The sequence below is a fragment of the Blautia sp. AF34-10 genome (assembly GCF_003477865.1).
Lineage (GTDB): Bacteria > Bacillota > Clostridia > Lachnospirales > Lachnospiraceae > Fusicatenibacter > Fusicatenibacter saccharivorans.
Genome location: NZ_QUED01000013.1, coordinates 87324 through 107246 on the forward strand (window position 1 = coordinate 87324; position 19923 = coordinate 107246).

General features: G+C 46.3%; 15 protein-coding genes, 1 rRNA gene and 2 pseudogenes. 14 read left to right on the forward strand and 4 right to left on the reverse strand.

The window, feature by feature from the left end:
- Positions 1 to 52 precede the first annotated feature (52 nt).
- Positions 53 to 685, reverse strand: a complete 633-nt coding sequence (locus DWZ60_RS09840) for an SdpI family protein (RefSeq protein ID WP_119221585.1) — start codon at positions 683 to 685, stop codon at positions 53 to 55.
- Entirely contained in the window at positions 669 to 953 is a 285-nt protein-coding gene (locus DWZ60_RS09845; protein ID WP_118666844.1) for an autorepressor SdpR family transcription factor, read from the reverse strand. The genes DWZ60_RS09840 and DWZ60_RS09845 overlap by 17 nt, the downstream gene beginning before the upstream one ends.
- 194 nt (positions 954 to 1147) lie before the next feature.
- Between DWZ60_RS09845 and DWZ60_RS09850 the strand changes: the two genes are divergently transcribed.
- Positions 1148 to 1663, forward strand: a complete 516-nt coding sequence (locus tag DWZ60_RS09850; protein ID WP_119221586.1) for an MFS transporter — start codon at positions 1148 to 1150, stop codon at positions 1661 to 1663.
- Positions 1664 to 1787: 124 nt separating this feature from the next.
- The gene (locus DWZ60_RS09855) at positions 1788 to 2327 is read left to right on the forward strand and encodes an MFS transporter (RefSeq protein WP_119221587.1); all 540 of its coding nucleotides are present in this window, start codon (positions 1788 to 1790) and stop codon (positions 2325 to 2327) included.
- 60 nt (positions 2328 to 2387) lie between these two features.
- Here the strand turns inward: DWZ60_RS09855 and DWZ60_RS09860 are convergent, their stop codons facing one another.
- Together DWZ60_RS09860 and pyrB are read right to left on the reverse strand one after the other, a co-directional pair.
- Positions 2388 to 2825, reverse strand: a complete 438-nt coding sequence (locus DWZ60_RS09860) for an aspartate carbamoyltransferase regulatory subunit (RefSeq protein WP_022462761.1) — start codon at positions 2823 to 2825, stop codon at positions 2388 to 2390.
- Positions 2826 to 2844: 19 nt separating this feature from the next.
- Positions 2845 to 3765, reverse strand: coding sequence for an aspartate carbamoyltransferase (gene pyrB / locus DWZ60_RS09865; RefSeq protein WP_022462762.1), 921 nt, complete (start codon positions 3763 to 3765; stop codon positions 2845 to 2847).
- A 412-nt stretch (positions 3766 to 4177) separates the two neighbouring features.
- On the opposite strand from pyrB, the gene pheA reads away from it, so the two are divergent.
- From pheA to DWZ60_RS09925, 12 genes and pseudogenes are all read left to right on the forward strand, one after another.
- Entirely contained in the window at positions 4178 to 5308 is a 1131-nt protein-coding gene (gene pheA / locus DWZ60_RS09870; protein WP_119221588.1) for a prephenate dehydratase, read from the forward strand.
- A gap of 75 nt (positions 5309 to 5383) precedes the next feature.
- On the forward strand, positions 5384 to 6712 hold the full coding sequence (locus tag DWZ60_RS09875) for an ATP-binding protein (RefSeq protein ID WP_119221589.1): 1329 nt from the start codon (positions 5384 to 5386) through the stop codon (positions 6710 to 6712).
- 83 nt (positions 6713 to 6795) lie between these two features.
- The gene (locus DWZ60_RS09880) at positions 6796 to 8337 is read left to right on the forward strand and encodes a Ppx/GppA phosphatase family protein (protein WP_117510294.1); all 1542 of its coding nucleotides are present in this window, start codon (positions 6796 to 6798) and stop codon (positions 8335 to 8337) included.
- Between the two features lie 16 nt (positions 8338 to 8353).
- Complete coding sequence (locus tag DWZ60_RS09885) at positions 8354 to 10540, forward strand: RNA degradosome polyphosphate kinase (RefSeq protein WP_119221590.1); 2187 nt, start codon at positions 8354 to 8356, stop codon at positions 10538 to 10540.
- Between the two features lie 394 nt (positions 10541 to 10934).
- Positions 10935 to 12089: an ABC transporter ATP-binding protein gene (locus tag DWZ60_RS09890; protein WP_118750608.1), complete on the forward strand. Its 1155-nt coding sequence runs from the start codon at positions 10935 to 10937 to the stop codon at positions 12087 to 12089.
- Positions 12090 to 12144: 55 nt separating this feature from the next.
- Positions 12145 to 12971: pseudogene (locus DWZ60_RS09895) on the forward strand (carbohydrate ABC transporter permease).
- 101 nt (positions 12972 to 13072) lie between these two features.
- Positions 13073 to 13885 carry a carbohydrate ABC transporter permease gene (locus tag DWZ60_RS09900; RefSeq protein ID WP_416388109.1) on the forward strand — a complete coding sequence of 271 codons (813 nt, stop codon included), beginning with the start codon at positions 13073 to 13075 and terminating at the stop codon, positions 13883 to 13885.
- Between the two features lie 93 nt (positions 13886 to 13978).
- Positions 13979 to 15357, forward strand: a pseudogene (locus DWZ60_RS20795) (ABC transporter substrate-binding protein).
- 320 nt (positions 15358 to 15677) lie between these two features.
- Positions 15678 to 16406 carry a glycerophosphodiester phosphodiesterase gene (locus DWZ60_RS09910; RefSeq protein ID WP_119221594.1) on the forward strand — a complete coding sequence of 243 codons (729 nt, stop codon included), beginning with the start codon at positions 15678 to 15680 and terminating at the stop codon, positions 16404 to 16406.
- Positions 16403 to 17227, forward strand: a complete 825-nt coding sequence (locus DWZ60_RS09915; RefSeq protein WP_226906418.1) for an HAD-IIA family hydrolase — start codon at positions 16403 to 16405, stop codon at positions 17225 to 17227. Before DWZ60_RS09910 ends, DWZ60_RS09915 begins: the two co-directional genes overlap by 4 nt.
- Positions 17228 to 17635: 408 nt before the next feature.
- Positions 17636 to 19192 (forward strand): ABC-F family ATP-binding cassette domain-containing protein, encoded by a 1557-nt coding sequence (locus DWZ60_RS09920; protein ID WP_118720087.1) that lies wholly within the window; start codon positions 17636 to 17638, stop codon positions 19190 to 19192.
- Between the two features lie 634 nt (positions 19193 to 19826).
- A 16S ribosomal RNA gene (locus DWZ60_RS09925) occupies positions 19827 to 19923 on the forward strand; the annotation flags it as partial.

The following is a 19923-nucleotide window of genomic DNA, read 5'->3' on the forward strand; positions in this document are numbered from 1 at the left end:
CTTTTTTAAACAGGAAACTTCGTTGAATTTTCTTATAAAAAATTCTCCGGGTTTAGATTCCTTTTTTAAACAGGAGAAAGGAATATCCGATCGGAATCAAAATCAGCGCTGCGATCGTGAGAAATAAAATCCATTCAAGCTGCAGAAAGCTGTTTACGATCATGGCAACGCCGCCGATGATCCAAACCCAGCCGGCGAGGCGGTGAGTGCGGTTCCAGTTTTCCTGACTGTGAAGGGTCCATGGAACCTTGATGCCGGTTGTGTAGTTCTGTTTGCATTTTGGCATGTAATTGCCGATGAGAATAAAGAGAAGGCCGACAATTCCATTGGCAACAAAACCGATATCAACTGCAATGCCGACTGCGTTTGCATAGATGGAGCAGCAGACTATCAGGGAGGTTACAGGTATGATCCACAGAACAAGACGGATCATCTTCGGGCCGATGTTCTGCCGTTTCGGATCAGAAAAAGTGAAAACAGCGGTAAAAATCTGCAGAGCGGCAAGAAACAGAGGAATACCGATCACTGCCATCGTTTTGCTGCTCCAGCCGTTGGGAACGTTGTTTGTGCCAAAATGGGTGGCAATGGTGTCCGGCATGCGATTCCAGAGCAGAAGTCCGATCACCGTCGGAAAAAGAGAAATGAGTGTTGTCAGAATCAGTGTTGTTTTATATTTTTTCCACATCAGAAGTGCCTCCTTTGAGCTCTGAAATCCAGAGCATGATTTCTTCCAGGACGGAAGTGTTGAGTTCATAATAAATAAAATTTTTCTCCCGGGATTCCAGCACAAGGTCTGCTTTTTTCAGAATACCGAGATGGTAGGAGATGGTTGCACCTGTCATATCAAAGTGCGATCCGATCTCCCCGGCAGAAAGTCTTCCGTTTTTCAGAAGCTCCAGAATCCTTCGCCGGACAGGATCGGAGAGAGCTTTAAACGTTTCTGCGAATGCCACGGAAACCTCCTTTCCGACAGTATGAATGCAACGTAATTAGAAATTTATCTAAATACTTTTTATCACAGGGAAAGTGAAAAGTCAATAAGCATTTCGAAAAAATTCTAAATAGTTTTATTGTTGATTTTGAGTTGCTATTTTCTGCAGAATACGCTACGATAAGGGAAAAGTTGTAGAAAAAGGGGGACAAAAACATGAAAAAACACCTGTCCGTGCGCTATGGCACGATTCAGGGCTGCTACTGGATGGGATACGCGGCACTGATGGGGTATGCCAGCGTCTATCTTCTTGAAAAAGGCTTCACAAACACACAAATCGGCCTTCTGACGGCAGTTGGCTGTATCGTGTCAGCGGTTCTGCAGCCTGCGCTGGCATCCTACGCAGATCGGCCGGAAAGCCCGTCCGTACGAACAATGCTCCTTGGAGCGAACCTGATTCAGCTTGTTCTTGTCATTTCCCTTGCTGCAACGGCAGAAAGCAGTTCTATGGTGGTAAGGACACTGCTGTACGGTGCAAGCATTACGATGTTGATGCTGATGATTCCGTTCGTTAATTCTCTTGGTATGGAGACGATCCGCCAGGGAGAGGAACTTGATTACGGAATCGGGCGCGGCATGGGTTCCGTTGCATATGCGATTGCATCATGGCTGCTCGGCCGGCTGACCGCATCCTTTGGAGCAGACATGATTCCGATCTGGCTATCGCGCTGACCATTCTTTTCCTCATCTGTGTATTTCGCTTTCCGTTTAAAAAGGACAGGAAAAAAGCAGAAGCGGAAAAAGAAGAGACAGGAGCAGCCGGTCCGGTCGATTTTCTGAAACGGTATCCGTCCTCGTGGTAGTACTGCTTGGCTGCATTCTGATCTTTATGTCACATAGCCTGATTAACAGCTTCAATTATCAGATTGCAATGGCAAAAGGTGGTGGCAGCGGTGAGATGGGAAATGCGATGACCATCTCTGCAGTTTCCGAGCTGCCAACGATGTTTCTGTTCGGCTATCTGCTGAAAAAGAAGAGCAGTGTTTTCTGGTTCCGCCTCTCCGGCCTGTTTTTTGTCCTGAAAAGCATAGGAACCTTCCTGGCCTTTAATATTCCGACGTACTACGCTGCTCAGCCGTTCCAGATGTTCGGCTGGGCGCTGATCAACGTCGCCTGCGTCTATTACGTGGATGGTATCATGGAGCCGCAGGATTCGATTAAAGGACAGGCATATATGGCGATGACCATCACCGTAGGAAATGTAATGAGCTCCCTGCTTGGCGGCTGGCTTATCGATGCAGCCGGTGTTGGCACGATGCTGATCTGCGCATCTCTTGCGGCCTTCATCGGCTGGCTGATTGTGTGCCTCGGTTCGAAAGAAGCAAAAACTGCATAGGAAAGATAAAAGAAAGCGCCCGAAACCGAACGTGGTTCCGGGCGCTTTGCCGTACAGCTCTTATTTATTTCTGTTTCCTGTATACTTCTCATCACAGTATTTGCAACGGTAAACCTCTTTTTCCGGGTCAGCCAGGATAAAGACATGCTTTAATCCCTGTTCAATAGAAGTGATACAGCGCGGGTTTTTACATTTAATCACATCAACCACCTGTTTCGGCAGATGAAGTTCTTTTTTCTCCGTAATCTCGCCGTCTTTAATGACATTGACAGTGATATTGTGATCGATAAAGCCTAAGATGTCAAGATCCATCTTATCAACCGAACACTCAACTTTCAGAATGTCCTTTTTTCCCATTTTTTCACTTTTGGCATTTTTAATAATGGCTACGGTACAGTCCAGCTTGTCCAGTCCCAGATCATGGTAAATGGTCATAGCCTTTCCTGCTTTAATATGGTCGAGCACGAAGCCCTCTTCAATACGTCCTACGTTCAGCATAGCGAAAGATGCTCCTTTCTTAATCGACTTTGATGTTCAGCAGCGTCAGAATCAGGGCCATACGTGCATAAACACCGTACTGAACCTGTTTAAAGTAAGCAGCGCGCGGGTCGTTATCCACGTCAACGGAGATCTCATTGACACGCGGCAGCGGATGCAGAACCAGCATTTCCGGAGAAGCAAGATCCATTTTGGACTGATCCAGAATATAGAAATCCTTCATACGGATGTAATCGTCCTCGTTGAAGAAACGTTCTTTCTGGACACGGGTCATATAAAGGACATCCAGCTTCGGGAGAACATCTTCCATTTTAATAACTTCCTCAAATGGAACATTGTTTGCGCGCAGCACATCATCACGGATGTAATCCGGGAGACGAAGCTCCTCCGGGGAGATTAATACAATTTTAATGCCGGTATAACGAACCAGCGCTTCAATCAGGGAGTGAACCGTTCTGCCGAATTTAAGATCGCCGCAGAAACCGATGGTAAGATTGTTCAGGCGACCCTTTAAAGAACGGATGGTGAGAAGATCGGTAAGAGTCTGCGTTGGATGCTGATGTCCGCCATCACCTGCGTTGATCACAGGAATACGGGAGTACATCGATGCAACAAGCGGAGCGCCTTCTTTCGGATGACGCATGGCACAAATATTTGCAAAGCAGGATACCACGCGGATGGTGTCGGCTACGCTTTCACCTTTGGAAGCGGAAGAAGAATTGGCAGAAGAAAAACCAAGAACAGTACCGCCAAGATTCATCATGGCAGCCTCAAAGCTGAGACGGGTGCGTGTGCTTGGTTCATAAAATAAAGTAGCAAGTCTTTTGCCATCGCAGGCATGTGCATATTTCTCCGGGTTCTTTTCAATATCGTTCGCCAGATCCATTAACTGATCCAGTTCTTCGACCGAGAAATCAAGGGGACTCATTAAGTGTCGCATATATTACCTCCTATGAAGATCCTTATTTTTGTTACCGTTCACAGGTCCCTGCGAACGGTAACATTCGCAGCCCTCATTTAAAGTTTTGCTTCGCAAAAGGAGGGCTGCTCACGCCTGAATCACTTTCTTACGCAGCGAAACAGCAGGTGTTTCCCTGCTGAGTGAACAGTAACTTATTTTTTCTGTGTTCCACCTTAACACAAAAACAGGATAAATGCAAGATAAAAAATGGCAGGAAAAAGGTCGAAAAGCAGAGTAATATGAAATGTGAAAAAATAAAGTGAAATAGCAGTCAAAAAGGAAAAAGATTGTACAAAAGCCGAATTTCGGAAGATCTTTTCTTGTAAATTAAACGGAGATGGAGTAAAATATTGATATCTGCAACAAATGCAGAGTATCAGGAGGACCAGATATGCTAGACTTAGGAAAAATCCGCGACGAGATCGATGTCACCGATGACGAGATCGTCCGCCTGTTCCAGCACCGGATGGCGCTGACGGCGGAGGTTGCGCAGTACAAGATAGAGACAGGAAAAGCCGTTTTTGATGCGGAACGCGAGCGCCAGAAGCTGGAAAAGCTGACAGGCGAGGGAACAAATGCATTCAATACAAAAGGCATCCAGGAGCTGTTCCAGCAGATCATGTCGATCAGCCGGAAGCGCCAGTATCAGCTGCTGACCGAGAACGGCGGCGAGGAGATGACCGATTACACACAGGTTGACCATCTCCCGACGCACGGCAGAAGAGTTGTCTTCCAGGGTGTGGAGGGCGCCTATAGCTTCGGTGCCATGAAAGAATTTTTCGATGATACGATCACCAGTTTCCACGTAGACACCTGGAAAGAGGCGATGGAGGCGATCACAAAGGGCGAGGCTGATTACGCTGTGCTTCCGATCGAGAATTCCACCGCAGGCATCGTATCCGACATTTACGATCTTCTCGTGGAATACCCGCACTACATCGTCGGCGAGCAGGAGCTGCCGGTCGAGCATGTGCTGATGGCACTGCCGGGTGCGAAAGTTGAGGACATTCGTACCGTGATTTCCCACCCGCAGGCACTGGCCCAGTGCCGCCGTTTTCTCGATTCCAATGAAAACTGGAAAACAGAGGAACGACTGAATACGGCCGCCGCTGCAAAAGAAGTATCTGAGAGCGGGGATTTGACGATGGCAGCCGTCGGAAGCCCATATGCAGCAGAACACTTCGGACTGCAGATCTTAAAAGTAGGCATTTTTGACGCCCGGGGCAATACGACACGCTTTGTTATTATTTCCGGTCAGAAACGCTTTGTAAAGGATGCACAGAAAATCAGCGTATGCATGGAACTGCCGCATCAAAGCGGTTCTCTTTACAATGCACTGGCACATTTTATTTACAACGATCTGAACATGACCAAAATCGAGTCCCGCCCGATTCCGCAGCGGAAATGGGAGTACCGTTTCTTCGTGGATTTCGAGGGGAACTTAAGCGATCCGGCAGTCAAAAACGCACTGCGCGGATTGCAGGCAGAATCCGCGAAATTCCGGATTTTCGGAAATTATTAATCCAGAAGAGAGGGCCGTACCAAGCGGCTTTTCGCATAAATAAAATGAAAAATGACAGGAAGGAAGAGACAAAAGATGATTAGAATAGAAGAATGTATCCTCTACCGCGATTTCGCAGAGGGAGAGGTACTGCGCGATATGACGATACTGGTGGAGACCTACAAAAAACTGGTCAATGCTCAGATTTCCCTGAAGGACCGTCGGTTCCGTGAGAATATGAGCGCATATGAGCCGCAGTTTTACGAGGCACTGAACCGCCTTGTCGAGATGGCAAACCGCTACGGCTTCTCCGGAAATCTCTGGCACGATTATCTGACATATCTTCTGGTAAACAAAGAAAATGCATTTTCCACCTCGTGCGAGATTGTCGGAAAAGTAGAGGGAAGCATCAACCAGATGGCAAAACATGATTTTGTCCGTTTCAAAGAACTGTTTGATTTTGATATCTGTGTTTTTGATGAGATTTTTGAGTCCGGCGATGCCTCTGTCATCAGTTCCTACGAGAACACGGACAGTCCGAATAAACTGTTCAACAAAGAAGTCCGGGATCGTATCTGTGAGCTGGCCATCCGTCTGGCAAAGGCTGCATCCGCAGATGAATTTATGGCTGATATGGTTCAGTTTTACAAAGATTTCGGAGTGGGAAAACTGGGACTTCACAAGGCATTTCGTATTGCGCATACAGGAGAGAACGTTGAGATTATCCCGATTACCAACATTCCGGATGTGCGCCTTTCGGATCTTGTCGGCTACGAAATTCCAAAGCAGAAGCTGATCGACAACACGAAAGCGTTTGTCGAGGGCAAGAAAGCAAACAACTGTCTGCTTTTTGGCGATGCCGGAACCGGAAAATCCTCCAGCATTAAGGGTATCCTGAATGAGTATTACGATCAGGGACTGCGAATGATCGAGGTTTACAAGCATCAGTTTCAGGATCTAAATGAGCTGATTGCACAGATCAAAAACAGAAATTATAAATTCATTATTTACATGGATGACCTTTCCTTTGAAGAGTTTGAGATTGAGTACAAATACCTGAAAGCCGTGATCGAGGGAGGTCTGGAAAAACGCCCGGACAATATCCTCATCTATGCGACCTCCAACCGCCGCCACCTGATCAAGGAGAACTACAGCGACAAAGAGGGAACGAGACAGGATATGCACACTTCCGATACGGTACAGGAGAAGCTGTCCCTGGTATACCGCTTCGGTGTCAGCATCTATTTCGGTGCGCCGGATAAGAAAGAGTTCCAGAAGATCGTTTCCGTTCTGGCCGACCGCTACGGCGTGAAGTTAAGCGAGGAAGAGCTTTTAGCAGAAGCAAATAAATGGGAACTGTCCCATGGCGGTCTTTCCGGCCGTACCGCACAGCAGTTTATCGATTATCTGCTCGGAAAACAGTAAAAAGAAAAAGGTCAAAAAGTCTGCTTGGTATTGGGAGCGGGCTTTTTGGGATATCCTTTGAAAAAGAAGGAGGAAAAGCATATATGCAGTATTCCACATTTGCTGCCATTGATATCGGCAGCTACGACGTCATTCTGGAGATTTTCGAGATCTCCAAAAAGCAGGGTATCCGAAGCGTGGATAAGATCTGCCATCGGATGGAGCTTGGAAAAGATACGTACACGCTGGGAAAAATTCGCCCGGAAATGGAAGAAGAGCTGTGCCGTGTACTCGCAGATTTTGTGCGGATTATGGAAGGCTATCGCGTGGACGATTACCGTGCAACGGCATCCAGTGCGATCAGTGAGGCGTCGAACAGTCTCTATGTCCTTGGAAAAATTCATCAGCTGACCGGTCTTTCTGTCACGGTTCTCTCCAACTCGGAGCAGCGTTTTCTTAGCTATAAAGCGCTCGCGGCGATGGAGGACAATTTTAACAAGATCATTGAAAAGGGAACTGCGATTCTCGATCTTGACGGTGGCAGTTTTCAGATTTCCCTGTTCGACAAGGATGCACTTGTCACAACACAGAACATCCGCATGGGAAGTCTTCGCATCCGCGAGCGTCTTGCCGGAATTCAGAGTGAGACGGAACATTACGAAGAGATGGTCGAGGAGCTGATCTGGAACGAAGTATCAAGCTTTAAAAAGATGTATCTGAAAGACCGCAAAATTGAAAACATTATGCTGATCGGCGATGTTTTCACCGACAGTGTTTATCAGAACATCGAAGAAAAAACGACAAAAATCATTTCCCGCGAAAACTTTAATACCTGGTATGAGAAAATTATCCGCCAGTCACCGATGGAGCTCGCCGTAAAACTTGGTATTCCGCTGGAAAACGCTTCACTGATGTATCCGTCTGCTGTGATTTATAAATGTCTGATTGATATGATGGGTGCGGAGCATATCTGGATTCCGGGCGTGCATATGACACGTGGTATTGCATACGAGTATGCGGAGCAGATGAAACTGCTGAAAGGCGGTCATAATTTCGAAAATGATATTCTGATGGCGGCAAAAAATATCGGAAAACGGTACGCAGTGAACCGTCCGCATGTCCAGAACCTGGAGATGACAGCGCTTGCCATGTTTGATGCGACGAAAAAGATGCACGGTATGAAAGAGCGCGAACGGCTGCTTCTCCAGATGGCAGTGATGCTGCATGACGTTGGAAAATACATCAGTTTCAATAATGTGGCGGATTCTTCCTATAATATTATCATGTCAAATGAAATCATCGGATTGTCGCACATTGAGCGTGAGATGGTGGCATTGATTGCAAGATACAACACGGTTACGCTCCCGTCCTACGATGAGCTGGTGATGGAATCGTCCTTGAGTGCCGAGCAGTATCTGACAGTATCCGAACTGACCGCAATCGTCCGTCTGGCGAATGCGCTCGACCGGAGTCATTTGCAGAAGATTCAGGCGATCCGCGCCACATTAAAGGAGCGCGAGCTGCAGCTTTCGCTCACGGTCAACCGCGATTTTACCCTTGAGCAAGGTTTGTGCCAGGAAAAATTAGATTTCTTCAATGAGGTATTCAGCATACAGCCGGTCATCAAACTGAAACGGCAGATGTAAAAGGAGGCGAAGAAAGATGGATATTGCACCATATAAGAAACCGGAATATTTCCGCAACCGGGAGTTGAGCTGGGTCAGCTTCGACGAGCGTGTTTTAAACGAGGCGCGGGATAAGAGTATTCCGCTGTTTGAACGTCTGAAATTTATCAGCATTACATCCTCCAACCTGGATGAGTTTTATATGGTCCGTGTGGCTTCACTAAAAGACCAGGTGCATGCAAACTATACGAAAAAGGATCTGTCCGGCATGGATGCGAAGGAGCAGCTTGCCGGGATCAGCAAACGGACACACGAGCTGGTGCAGCTGCAGTACAATACGTACAATCGCTCGGCGGTTCCGTCTCTGGAGCACGTTGGCCTTACGATTATCAGCGAGCACGAGAAGCTGACGAAGGAGCAGGCGGAGTATGTGGATTCCTATTTTGAGGAGAACATTTACCCGGTTCTGACCCCGATGGCCATGGATTCGGCCCGCCCGTTCCCATTGATCCGGAACAAAACATTGAATATCGGTGCACTGGTGCAGAAGAAAGAGGATTCGCTTCTGAGCCGTGCGGAGGATAAGAAAGAGAAGAAAGGCAAGGAGAAGGAAAAAGAGAAAGAACTGGAATTTGCGACGGTTCAGGTTCCTTCGGTACTGCCGCGTTTTATTCTGCTTCCGCAGGATGAAAAGACGGGACAGCGGTATGTGATTCTTCTGGAGGAGATCATCGAGCGGAACATTGGAAAGCTGTTCTTAAGCTACGATGTGGTCTGTGCGCATCCGTACCGTGTTATGCGAAATGCAGATCTTTCGATCGATGAGGATGAGGCTTCGGACCTGTTAAAGGAGATCCAGAAGCAGCTTAAAAAACGTCAGTGGGGCGAAGTGATCCGTCTGGAAGTGGAAGATAAGATGGATAAGCGGCTCCTGAAGATGCTGGAAAAAGAGTTTGACATCGATGAAGACGACCTGTTCCGGATTCCGGGACCGCTCGATCTGACGTTTTTAATGAAAATGTATGGGCTCGACGGCTTTGATGAGTATAAAATTCCAAAATACATTCCAGCAGCAGTTCCGGCGCTGATGAATGAGGATGACATTTTTACAAACATCCGAAAAGGAGACATCTTACTGCATCATCCTTATATGACGTTTGATCCGGTCGTGCAATTTGTACAACAAGCAGCAAAGGATCCGGATGTACTGGCAATCAAACAGACGCTGTACCGTGTGAGCGGCAATTCTCCGATTATTGCAGCACTGGCTCAGGCGGCGGAAAATGGCAAACAGGTTTCCGTACTGGTGGAATTAAAGGCACGGTTTGACGAAGAAAACAATATTGTCTGGGCGAAGATGCTGGAAAAGGCGGGATGCCATGTAATTTATGGTCTTCTGGGACTGAAAACACACAGTAAGATCACACTGGTGGTTCGGCGCGAGGAGACAGGCATTCGCAGATATGTACATCTTGGCACGGGAAACTATAACGATTCTACGGCAAAGCTGTATACGGACTGTGGCCTGCTGACATGCAATGCAAAGATCGGTGAGGACGCAACAGCAGTATTTAACATGCTTTCGGGCTATTCGGAACCGGATCGCTGGAACAAACTGATTGTTGCACCGCTCTGGATGAAGGACCGGTTCCTGCATCTGATTGCGATGGAAGAGGAGCACGCAAAGAAGGGACAGAAAGCGCATATTATTGCGAAGATGAACTCATTATGCGACCGCGATATTATTGCGGCGCTTTACAGTGCTTCGGCAGCCGGAGTAAAGATTGACCTGATTATCCGGGGAATCTGTTGCCTGAAGGTTGGAATCCCGGGTGTCAGCGAGAATATTACCGTTCGCTCGATTGTCGGCAATTTTCTGGAACATGCGCGGATTTTCTACTTCTACAGTGGTGGAAATGAAGAGGTGTTTATGGGAAGCGCGGACTGGATGCCGCGAAATCTGGAAAAACGGGTGGAGATTGTGTTCCCGGTTGAGGATGAGCAGATCAAGAAAGAAGTAATGCATATTCTTGATATCCAGATGAAGGATAATGTGAAAGCCAGTATTTTACAGGCAGACGGAACGTATACAAAGCCGGATAAGCGTGGAAAGACGCTGGTGAATTCACAGGAGTATTTCTGCAGGGAGGCAACGGAAAGAGCGGAAAAACCGAAAGAACAGGAAAACAGCAGGGTGTTTGTGCCGGCGGAACCGGTGGAATAGGTTTGGACGGACACGGATGTGGGCGCGGGAGCGCCCACTGCGTTGACATGAAAGAAGAATATGGTATGTTATGATGAGAAAGCGCTGCAGCTTTGAGAGTTGCGGCGTTTTTTTTGTGTCAAAAATAATCTGTCTGGTATTGGGAAAAAGAATGGCTATTCAGAACTCGTTTTGAAAATTGGTTTTGCGGGTGATTTTCGGGGATTTTACAAAGAGTGATCTGGAAAAATGGCTGGAAAAGAAGGGGATGGAGACGGAGATGAGAGAAAATGTAAAAGATTTTTGTAAAGTAGCCGGTTATTTTATTAACGGGTATTTTACAAAGCGGTGGTAGTGGGCTTTACGGAAGGAAAGGTATAATGAATCTCGACAAGACGAGGAGGAAGAAAAACGAATGTCAAATATTGTGTTGAAGAATGTCTGTAAATCTTATGATAAGGAACATTATGCGGTTCGGGATTTTTCGCTTGAAATACCGGATCGGGAGTTTGTGATTTTTGTTGGACCTTCCGGCTGCGGAAAATCGACGACGCTTCGGATGATTGCCGGTCTTGAGGAGATTACGAGCGGGGAGCTCTGGATTGATGGACAGCTTTGTAATTATGTAGAAGCAAAGGATCGCGATCTTTCGATGGTATTTCAGAACTACGCGCTTTATCCGAATATGACGGTATATGAAAACATGGCGTTTTCTCTGAAAATCCGGAAACAGCCCAAGGATGAAGTTGATAAAAAGGTACATGAGGCAGCTAAAATGCTTGGAATTGAGCATTTACTTGACCGGAGACCGGCAGCCCTTTCCGGCGGTCAGAAACAAAGAGTTGCGATTGGAAGCGCAATTATGAGACGGCCGAAAGCATTTTTAATGGATGAGCCGCTTTCGAATCTGGATGCGAAGCTGCGGGCACAGATGCGGGTGGAGCTGGCAAAATTACATAAGGAACTGAAAACGACGGTGATTTATGTTACACATGACCAGACGGAGGCGATGACGCTTGGTACAAAAATTATTGTTATGAAAGACGGTGTTGTGCAGCAGGCGGATACACCGGGGCAGATTTACCGCCATCCGGCAAACAAATTTGTGGCCGGTTTTATCGGAGCTCCGAGTATGAATTTTATGGAAACGATGGTGACGGAAAGAAACGGAGCGGTTTATCTGGAGGCAGACGGAGGAGTTACCCTTCGTGCAAAAGGAGAGAACGAAATGGTGCTTCGTCGCGCTTATCTCAGAAAAATGGTGATCTTAGGTCTGAGACCGGAGGATTTACAGGACGAAACAACCGCTTCCGCACATCGGATCTGTTACGAAGAGAATCAGTTGAAGGCATTTGTTGACCTGCGGGAGATGATCGGTGCAGAAGCGTATCTGCATATGAATACCGGAAAAAATCTGATTACAGCAAGAGTGCCTTCCGAGGTGCCGGTTACTGTAAAGGAAAGCATTACATTGTATGCAGATATGGAGAAAGCACAGATCTTTGATCCGTTTACAGAAGAAAATATTTTATCTCTGCCGGTTGAAAAAGAAGAACGTGCAACAGCATAAGAAGGAGCAAGAAGTGAAAAAAGTAATCGAAAAGTGTAAAAAAGCAGAAGTTTATATGTATCTAATCCCGAGTATGGTGATCTTTAGCATCTTTCTGTTTTATCCGTTTTTTAAAACCATTTATCTGAGCCTGTATAAGACAAACAAGCTTGGAGAAGCGAAATTGTATGTGGGACTGGACAACTATAAAAGCTTATTATCGATCCATCCTTTTACAACAGTCTCTGGGTTACACTGGAATTTGTGGCGATTGTTGTAGTCGGAAGTATGGCGCTTGGCCTTCTGGGAGCAGTTCTTTGCAGCAAGGCTTTCCCGGGAATCCGGGTATTCAGTACTTCCTATGCACTCCCAATGGCAGTAGCATCGAGCTCAGGCGCCATGATTTTCAAGATTATTTTAAATCCCACGATCGGTATCGTAAACAAATTGCTGCATGTGAGCATTAACTGGGTCAGTGATCCGAAATATGCGCTGATCTGTGTGGCTGTCCTTACGGCATGGCTGAACAGTGGCATCAATTTCCTGTATTTTTCGGCGGGACTTGGAAACATTGATGATTCGATTTATGAGCGTGCTTCTGTAGATGGAGCGAATGCAGTACAGAAATTTTTTAAGCTGACACTGCCGGGACTTTCTCCGATCATGTTCTACACACTGGTTGTTAACATTATTCAGGCATTCCAGTCATTCGGACAGGTGAAAATCCTGACACAGGGAGGACCGGGAGAATCCACGAACCTGATTGTATATTCGATATACCGTGATGCGTTTTTTAATTACCGGTTTGGAAGCGCAGCCGCACAGTCCGTTGTTTTGTTTCTGATTGTCATGGCGCTTACCCTGGTTATGTTCCGCATGGAAAAGAGAGGAGTAAAATACTGATGTCTACAATAGCAACTACGATTGCCGGACCAAAAACTTATTCTGCAGAGGAGCTGCAGGCACTGCATCTGGCAATGAATGCAAAAGCAAAAAGAAAGAAAATGCTTCAGAAAACAGCGTTGGTTACCATGAACCTGATCGTTTGTCTGTTTATGCTGTTTCCGCTGCTTTATACCATCAGTGTAGCGTTTATGCCGTCCGGCGAGCTTTACACAATGGCAATGAACATCGTGCCAAAACATCCGACGCTGGAAAATTTCGTGGAAGCATTTCATAAAATTCCGCTGGTACGCTTTGTCCTGAACTCATTTTTGGTTGCGGGCAGCATTACGCTGGGTCAGATTGTAACATGTTCTCTTGCGGCATTTGCCTTCTCTTTCCTGAATTTCAAAGGAAAAAATGTTCTGTTTATGCTGGTCATGGCGACCATGATGGTGCCGGGTGAGGCAACCATTATTTCCAATTATCTGACAGTAGGAAGTCTCGGACTGCTCGATACCTATATTGTTCTGATCCTGCCTTCTCTTACCTCTGCAATGGGAATTTTCCTGTTCCGCCAGTTCTACATGACCTTTCCGATTTCGCTTTATGAATCGGCGAAGCTGGACGGCTGCGGGAATCTGCGGTTTATCGTAAAAATCCTGATGCCGCTGACAAAGTCAGCAATGGGAGCAATGGCGGTTTACACCTTTATCAATGCATGGAATATGTACATGTGGCCGCTGCTGGTTACAGGTTCGGACAGCAAGCGTACCGTACAGATTGGTATCAGTATGCTGAACAGCGTCGACGCACAGTCGATTACCCTGATGCTGGCGGGCGTGGTAATGATTATCATTCCATCCATTTCCATCTTTATCGTAGGCCAGAAGGCCTTAATCAAAGGAATGTTTTCAGGAGCAGTCAAGGGCTGATTCCTGTGACAGAAAAAAGAATAGAAAACTGTATGAAAAACGAGGAGAAAAAAATGAAGAAAAAAAGTGATTGCATCGATTCTTGCGGCTTCTATGGCAGCTATGGCGCTTACTGGATGTGGAGGTGGAAAAACAACGAGTGAGGCACAGGGTGCAACAACGGATGAAACCACAGCCAGCACAGAGGCAGGAAGTACGGCAGATGGCGCAGAAGCACCGGATTTAAACCAGGATACGAAGGGAACCACGATTACCTTCTGGCATTCCATGGGCGGTGTCAATGGCGAGGCAATGGATTATCTTGTCAATAAATTCAATGAAGAGAATACCGATGGCATTACCGTTGAGGCGGTTTATCAGGGAGAATATGATGATACGATTAACAAACTGAAAAGTGCACAGATCGGAAATATGGGAGCAGACCTGGTACAGATTTATGATATCGGAACCCGTTTTATGATTGATTCCGGCTGGGTCATTCCGATGCAGGAGCTGATTAATGCAGATGGCTATGACATTTCCCAGATCGAGCCGAATATCGCTGCTTATTATACGGTAAACAATGAGCTGTACTCGATGCCATTCAATTCGTCCACACCGATTCTGTATTACAACAAAGATATGTTTGAAAAAGCAGGGATCACTGAGGTTCCGACAAGCCTGGAAGGAATTCTTGCTATCGGTGATGATCTGAAAACAAAGGGCGGAGCCGGTGAACCGCTGGCACTCTCCATCTATGGATGGTATTTCGAACAGTGGCTCTGTAAACAGGGACTTTCCTATGCGGATAATGGAAATGGCCGTGATGCCGCTGCTACTGCAGTTGAATTTGATTCCAACGGCGGAGCGCTCAACATCTTAAATGAGTGGAAAGCCTGAACGATGCCGACGTTGCACCAAACGTAGGCCGTGCCGGAAGTGATACCGCAACGACAGACTTTACTTCCGGAAAAGCAGCGATCACCCTTGGCTCTACCGCATCTCTGAAGCAGATTTTACAGGATGTCAATGGAAGCTTCGAAGTTGGAACCGCATATTTCCCGACAATCAAGGACGGCGATGAGGGCGGTGTTTCCATCGGAGGAGCATCTCTCTGGGCATTGAACAACAACGATGATATGAAAGCAGCAGCTACCTGGAAATTTATTAAATTCCTGATTTCTCCGGAGTCTCAGGCATACTGGAATGCCGAGACGGGTTACTTCCCGGTAACAAGAGCTGCTGATGAGGAGCAGACCTTTAAAGATAATGTAGCACAGTATCCGCAGTTCCAGACCGCAATCGACCAGCTGCACGATTCCAAGCCGCAGTACGCCGGCGCACTTCTCTCTGTATTCCCGGAGGCAAGACAGATTGTGGAAACAGAAATCGAGAATATGATCAACGGAAACGAGACCCCGGAGAAAGCAGTAGAATCAATGGCTTCCCAGATCAACAGCTCCATCGAGGACTATAATCTGGTAAATGAATAAGAGACAGGCTTTACAAAAATAAGATTTCGTCCTATAGTGAAGAAAAACGAGTTCCCAAAGCGTGTTTGAACGGTTTCTATGAAGGGGAAGATCCGAGTTACGGAAATGATTTTTCAGATATGACTGGAAATGCGTCGGAGACAAAAATCCGGCGCGCTTCCGAATCTATAGCAATCCCGCAGAAGATGTAAAAAAATCAGCACCGCTTTTTTCGCTTGTTTTCAGGCTTACGATAAAAGGAAAAAAGCTGCAGTCGGGACAAAAGATAGAAAAGAGTGCAGATTTGGAAATGGGAACGGAAAATGGAGGACAGATACGAGATGAAAACAAAAGTATGGGCACACAGAGGAGCCAGTGCATATGCACCGGAAAATACACTGGAAGCGTTTCTTCTTGCGGCAGAGCAGGGAGCAGACGGTGTGGAACTGGATGTACAGCTGACAAAAGATGGCGAGATGGTTGTTGTCCACGATGAGGAAATCGACCGGGTCAGTGACGGAAGCGGATTTGCCAAAGATTATACGCTTGCGGAATTAAAGATCCTGAACTTTAATAAGACACATCCGGAGTATCAGGATGTAAAAATTCCGACGCTTCGCGAAGTATATGAAGCATTAAAACCAACGGGAGTGACGATCAATGTAGAGCTGAAAACCGGTATTTTCTGGTATAAAGACCTGGAAAAAAAGGTACTCGAGCTGACAAAAGAGATGGAGATGGAAGATCGCGTGATTTATTCTTCCTTTAACCATTACAGCATTGCAAAAATTCTGGAACTGGATCCGAAAGCCAGCACCGGCATCCTCTACGCAGATATTATTTATGATGTCGTGAATTATGCGAAAAAAATCGGAACAGGAGCTCTTCATCCGGCAACCTTTCATGTGCAGATGGCAGACTTTCTTCAGCAGTATGTGGAAAGCGATCTTGCGGTGCATGTGTGGACGGTCAATGATAAGGCGGAGATCGAGCGTCTGATGGAGGCCGGTGTTGACGCAGTCATCACTAATTATCCGGATGTGGCCGTTTCCTGCCGCAACGCGAAGTGATACCGATTGGAGAAAAAAAGCTGTTCCTTTTGGATATCGACGGAACCATCTGCGTGGGGAACCGTCTGATTCCGGGAGCAGACCGGTTTTTAAACGGACTGTCCGAGTACGGCGGAGATTATGTGTTTATCACAAATAATACGACGATGAGCGTAGCAGATTACCGGAAAAAATTTGCAAAGCTGGGCATCCCGACAACAAGCGCGAACTTTCTGACGGCTTCTGTTGCAACAGCGCATTATCTGAAGCAGAAATATGGATCCCGTCCCGTCTATGTGCTGGGAACGGACTCTCTGATCCGGGAATTGGAGAGCTTCGGTGTGTGTACCACCCACGATCCGGAGAAAGAAGGAATTGCATGTGTGCTTGCAAGCTATGACAATGAACTGACGTATCAAAAACTGACGGATATCTGTCGGCTGTTGACAGAGCGCCCGGAGCTCGATTACGCTGCAACGAACCCGGACTATGCTTGTCCGATTGAATTCGGCTACGTGCCGGATTGCGGTTCCATCTGCGAGATGATCGGACATGCGGTCCACCGCATGCCGACTTATATCGGAAAACCAGGTACACGGATGGTTGAGATGGCACTTGATATGACAGGCAGAACCCGCGATGAGGCTGTTCTTGTGGGAGACCGTCTCTATACGGACATTGCGTGCGCAAACATGGCGGATATTTCTGCAGCCCTTGTGCTTTCAGGCGAATCTACACGCGAAGAAATGCAGAACTCGCAGTATCTTGTGGAGTATGTCTATCCATCCGTGAAGGAAATGTATGCGGATTGGGTGTATGGACAAAAAAAGAAATGCTCTTAAAATTCCGAAATGGTTATGGTTTTGGAACAAAAAAACAAAAAGAAGAATTCTGAGAGGAGAACCTTTTTCCGAAGGAGTTCTTCTTTTTTGTTGTGGAAAAGGATACTTTTCGGATACGGGATAAAAGTCTGGGACGGTATAGAAAAAGCTTGCCAAAAGAGGGAATTTCCCTATATAATGATTCAGACTATAATAGGAAAGTAACTATTCAGAGCCCCATCTCGATTCCGCTTACGCTGCATCTCGATGTTGCTTCTCGCCATATGAAAAGGAAGAAAACCGCTCATTCATGCAAGCATGATTCGCAATTTTCTTCCATTTCGCATGGCTCTGAATAGTTACATATGAAAAAGAAAACGATCAGGAGATCGGAAGATTCCAATACAACAGAAGAAGGAGAATTTATGCATGAGTATTTTGAATGTAGAGCATCTGTCCCATGGCTTCGGCGACCGTGCGATTTTTGAAGATGTATCGTTCCGCCTCTTAAAGGGGGAACACATCGGTCTGGTAGGCGCAAATGGTGAGGGAAAATCAACCTTTATGAACATCATTACCGGAAAGCTGATGCCGGATGAGGGAAAGGTTGAGTGGGCAAAAAATGTCCGTGTCGGCTATCTGGATCAGCATACCGTTCTGGAAAAAGGTATGACGATCCGTGATGTGTTAAAAAGCGCTTTTTCCTGGCTGTACGAGATGGAAGAGCGGATGAACACGATCTGCGATTCCATGGGAGATGCCTCCGAGGACGAGCTGAATCAGATGATGGAGGAACTTGGTGTGATTCAGGAGATGATGGATGCACACGATTTCTACATTCTGGATTCGAGAATCGAAGAGATCGGCCGTGCACTCGGCCTCGAGGAGATCGGTCTCGAACGCGATGTCACTGAGCTTTCCGGCGGACAGAGAACGAAGGTCCTTCTGGCAAAACTGCTGCTGGAAAAACCGGATATCCTTCTTTTAGATGAGCCGACCAACTACCTGGATGTGGAACATATCACCTGGCTGAAACGATACCTTGAAGAGTATGAAAATGCCTTCATTCTGATCTCTCACGATATCCCATTCCTGAACAGTGTTGTCAATCTGATCTATCATATGGAAAACAAAGAGCTGAATCGTTATGTGGGTGATTACGATCACTTCCAGGAGGTTTATGCGGTCAAAAAAGCACAGAAGGAAGCTGCTTATAACCGCCAGCAGCAGGAGATCAGTGAACTGAAGGATTTCGTGGCACGAAACAAAGCCCGTGTGGCAACCAGAAACATGGCTATGTCACGGCAGAAGAAGCTGGATAAGATGGATGTGATCGAGCTTGCGAAAGAAAAACCAAAGCCGGAATTTCATTTCCGCACTGCGCGCACTTCGGGCCGCTTCGTTGTGACTGCAAAAGAACTTGTGATCGGCTATGAAGAACCGCTCTCCAGACCGTTGACTTTTGCGATCGAGCGTGGCGAAAAGATCGTGCTCACCGGTGCCAACGGAATCGGAAAAACAACACTCTTAAAGAGCATCCTCGGTTTGATCCCATCCCTTGGCGGAGACGTGGAGCTTGGAGATTATCTGGAAATCGGATATTTCGAGCAGGAAATGCCAAAAGGAAACACCAACAGCTGTATCCAGGAAATCTGGGAAGAATTTCCATCCTATACCCAGTATGAAGTCCGCGCAGCGCTTGCCAAATGCGGTCTTACCACACAGCACATTGAAAGCCTGGTGCGTGTGCTCTCAGGAGGAGAACAGGCAAAAGTTCGCCTCTGCAAACTGATTAATCGCGAAACCAATCTTCTTGTCCTCGATGAGCCGACCAACCACCTCGATGTAGACGCAAAAGATGAGTTAAAAAATGCGTTGAAGGAATATAAAGGAACCATTCTTATGGTCTGCCACGAACCGGAATTCTACGACGGTCTGGCAACGAGTGTATGGGACTGCTCGGAGTGGACAACAAAAGTGATTTAACCGAATCAAGTAAGTCCTCTGGTTCCATTGCGAATATCCGCTTGACATTTATATATTGAAAAAAACAGCCACAAACAGAGAGTGAGCGAGATTGTTTGTGGCTGTTTTACTGCAACTTAAAAAATCAGATAATATATTTTAAATACAGAATTGCATGTATTTTTCTAAAAATAAGAAAATTCGAAAAAAGGTGTTGACTTTTGCTTTGGGCGGTGTTATTATAACTAAGCTGTCAGCGAGAGCTACAGTGAATGAGTTCTTTTGAAACAGAAAAACCTAGTTCGGAGCCGGGTGGCTGCCGCGGGTTGCAAAAACTGCTTCAAAAAACTTGAAAAAAGTTCTTGACAAAAGCAAACAAGTTTGATAAAATGAATGAGTTGCTGATCGAGAGAACAGCAAAGAAGTTCGAAAGAGCTTCAAAAAATAAATTAAAAAAGTTCTTGACAAACGAAAAGCTCTGTGATAAAATAAACGAGCTGATCCGAGTCGGAACAGTAAAGATCCTTGATAATTAAACAGTGAAACACATCCTCGAAAGTTCTGAATAAGTAATTCAAAACGATCGAAAGATCCTTTAAAACAGTAAAAGGGATAAATTAGCTAGTATGTTGATTTTGAACTTGGAACAAACATTTTATCAGAGAGTTTGATCCTGGCTCAGGATGAACGCTGGCGGCGTGCTTAACACATGCAAGTCGAGCGAAGCAGTTAAGAAGATTCTTCGGATGATT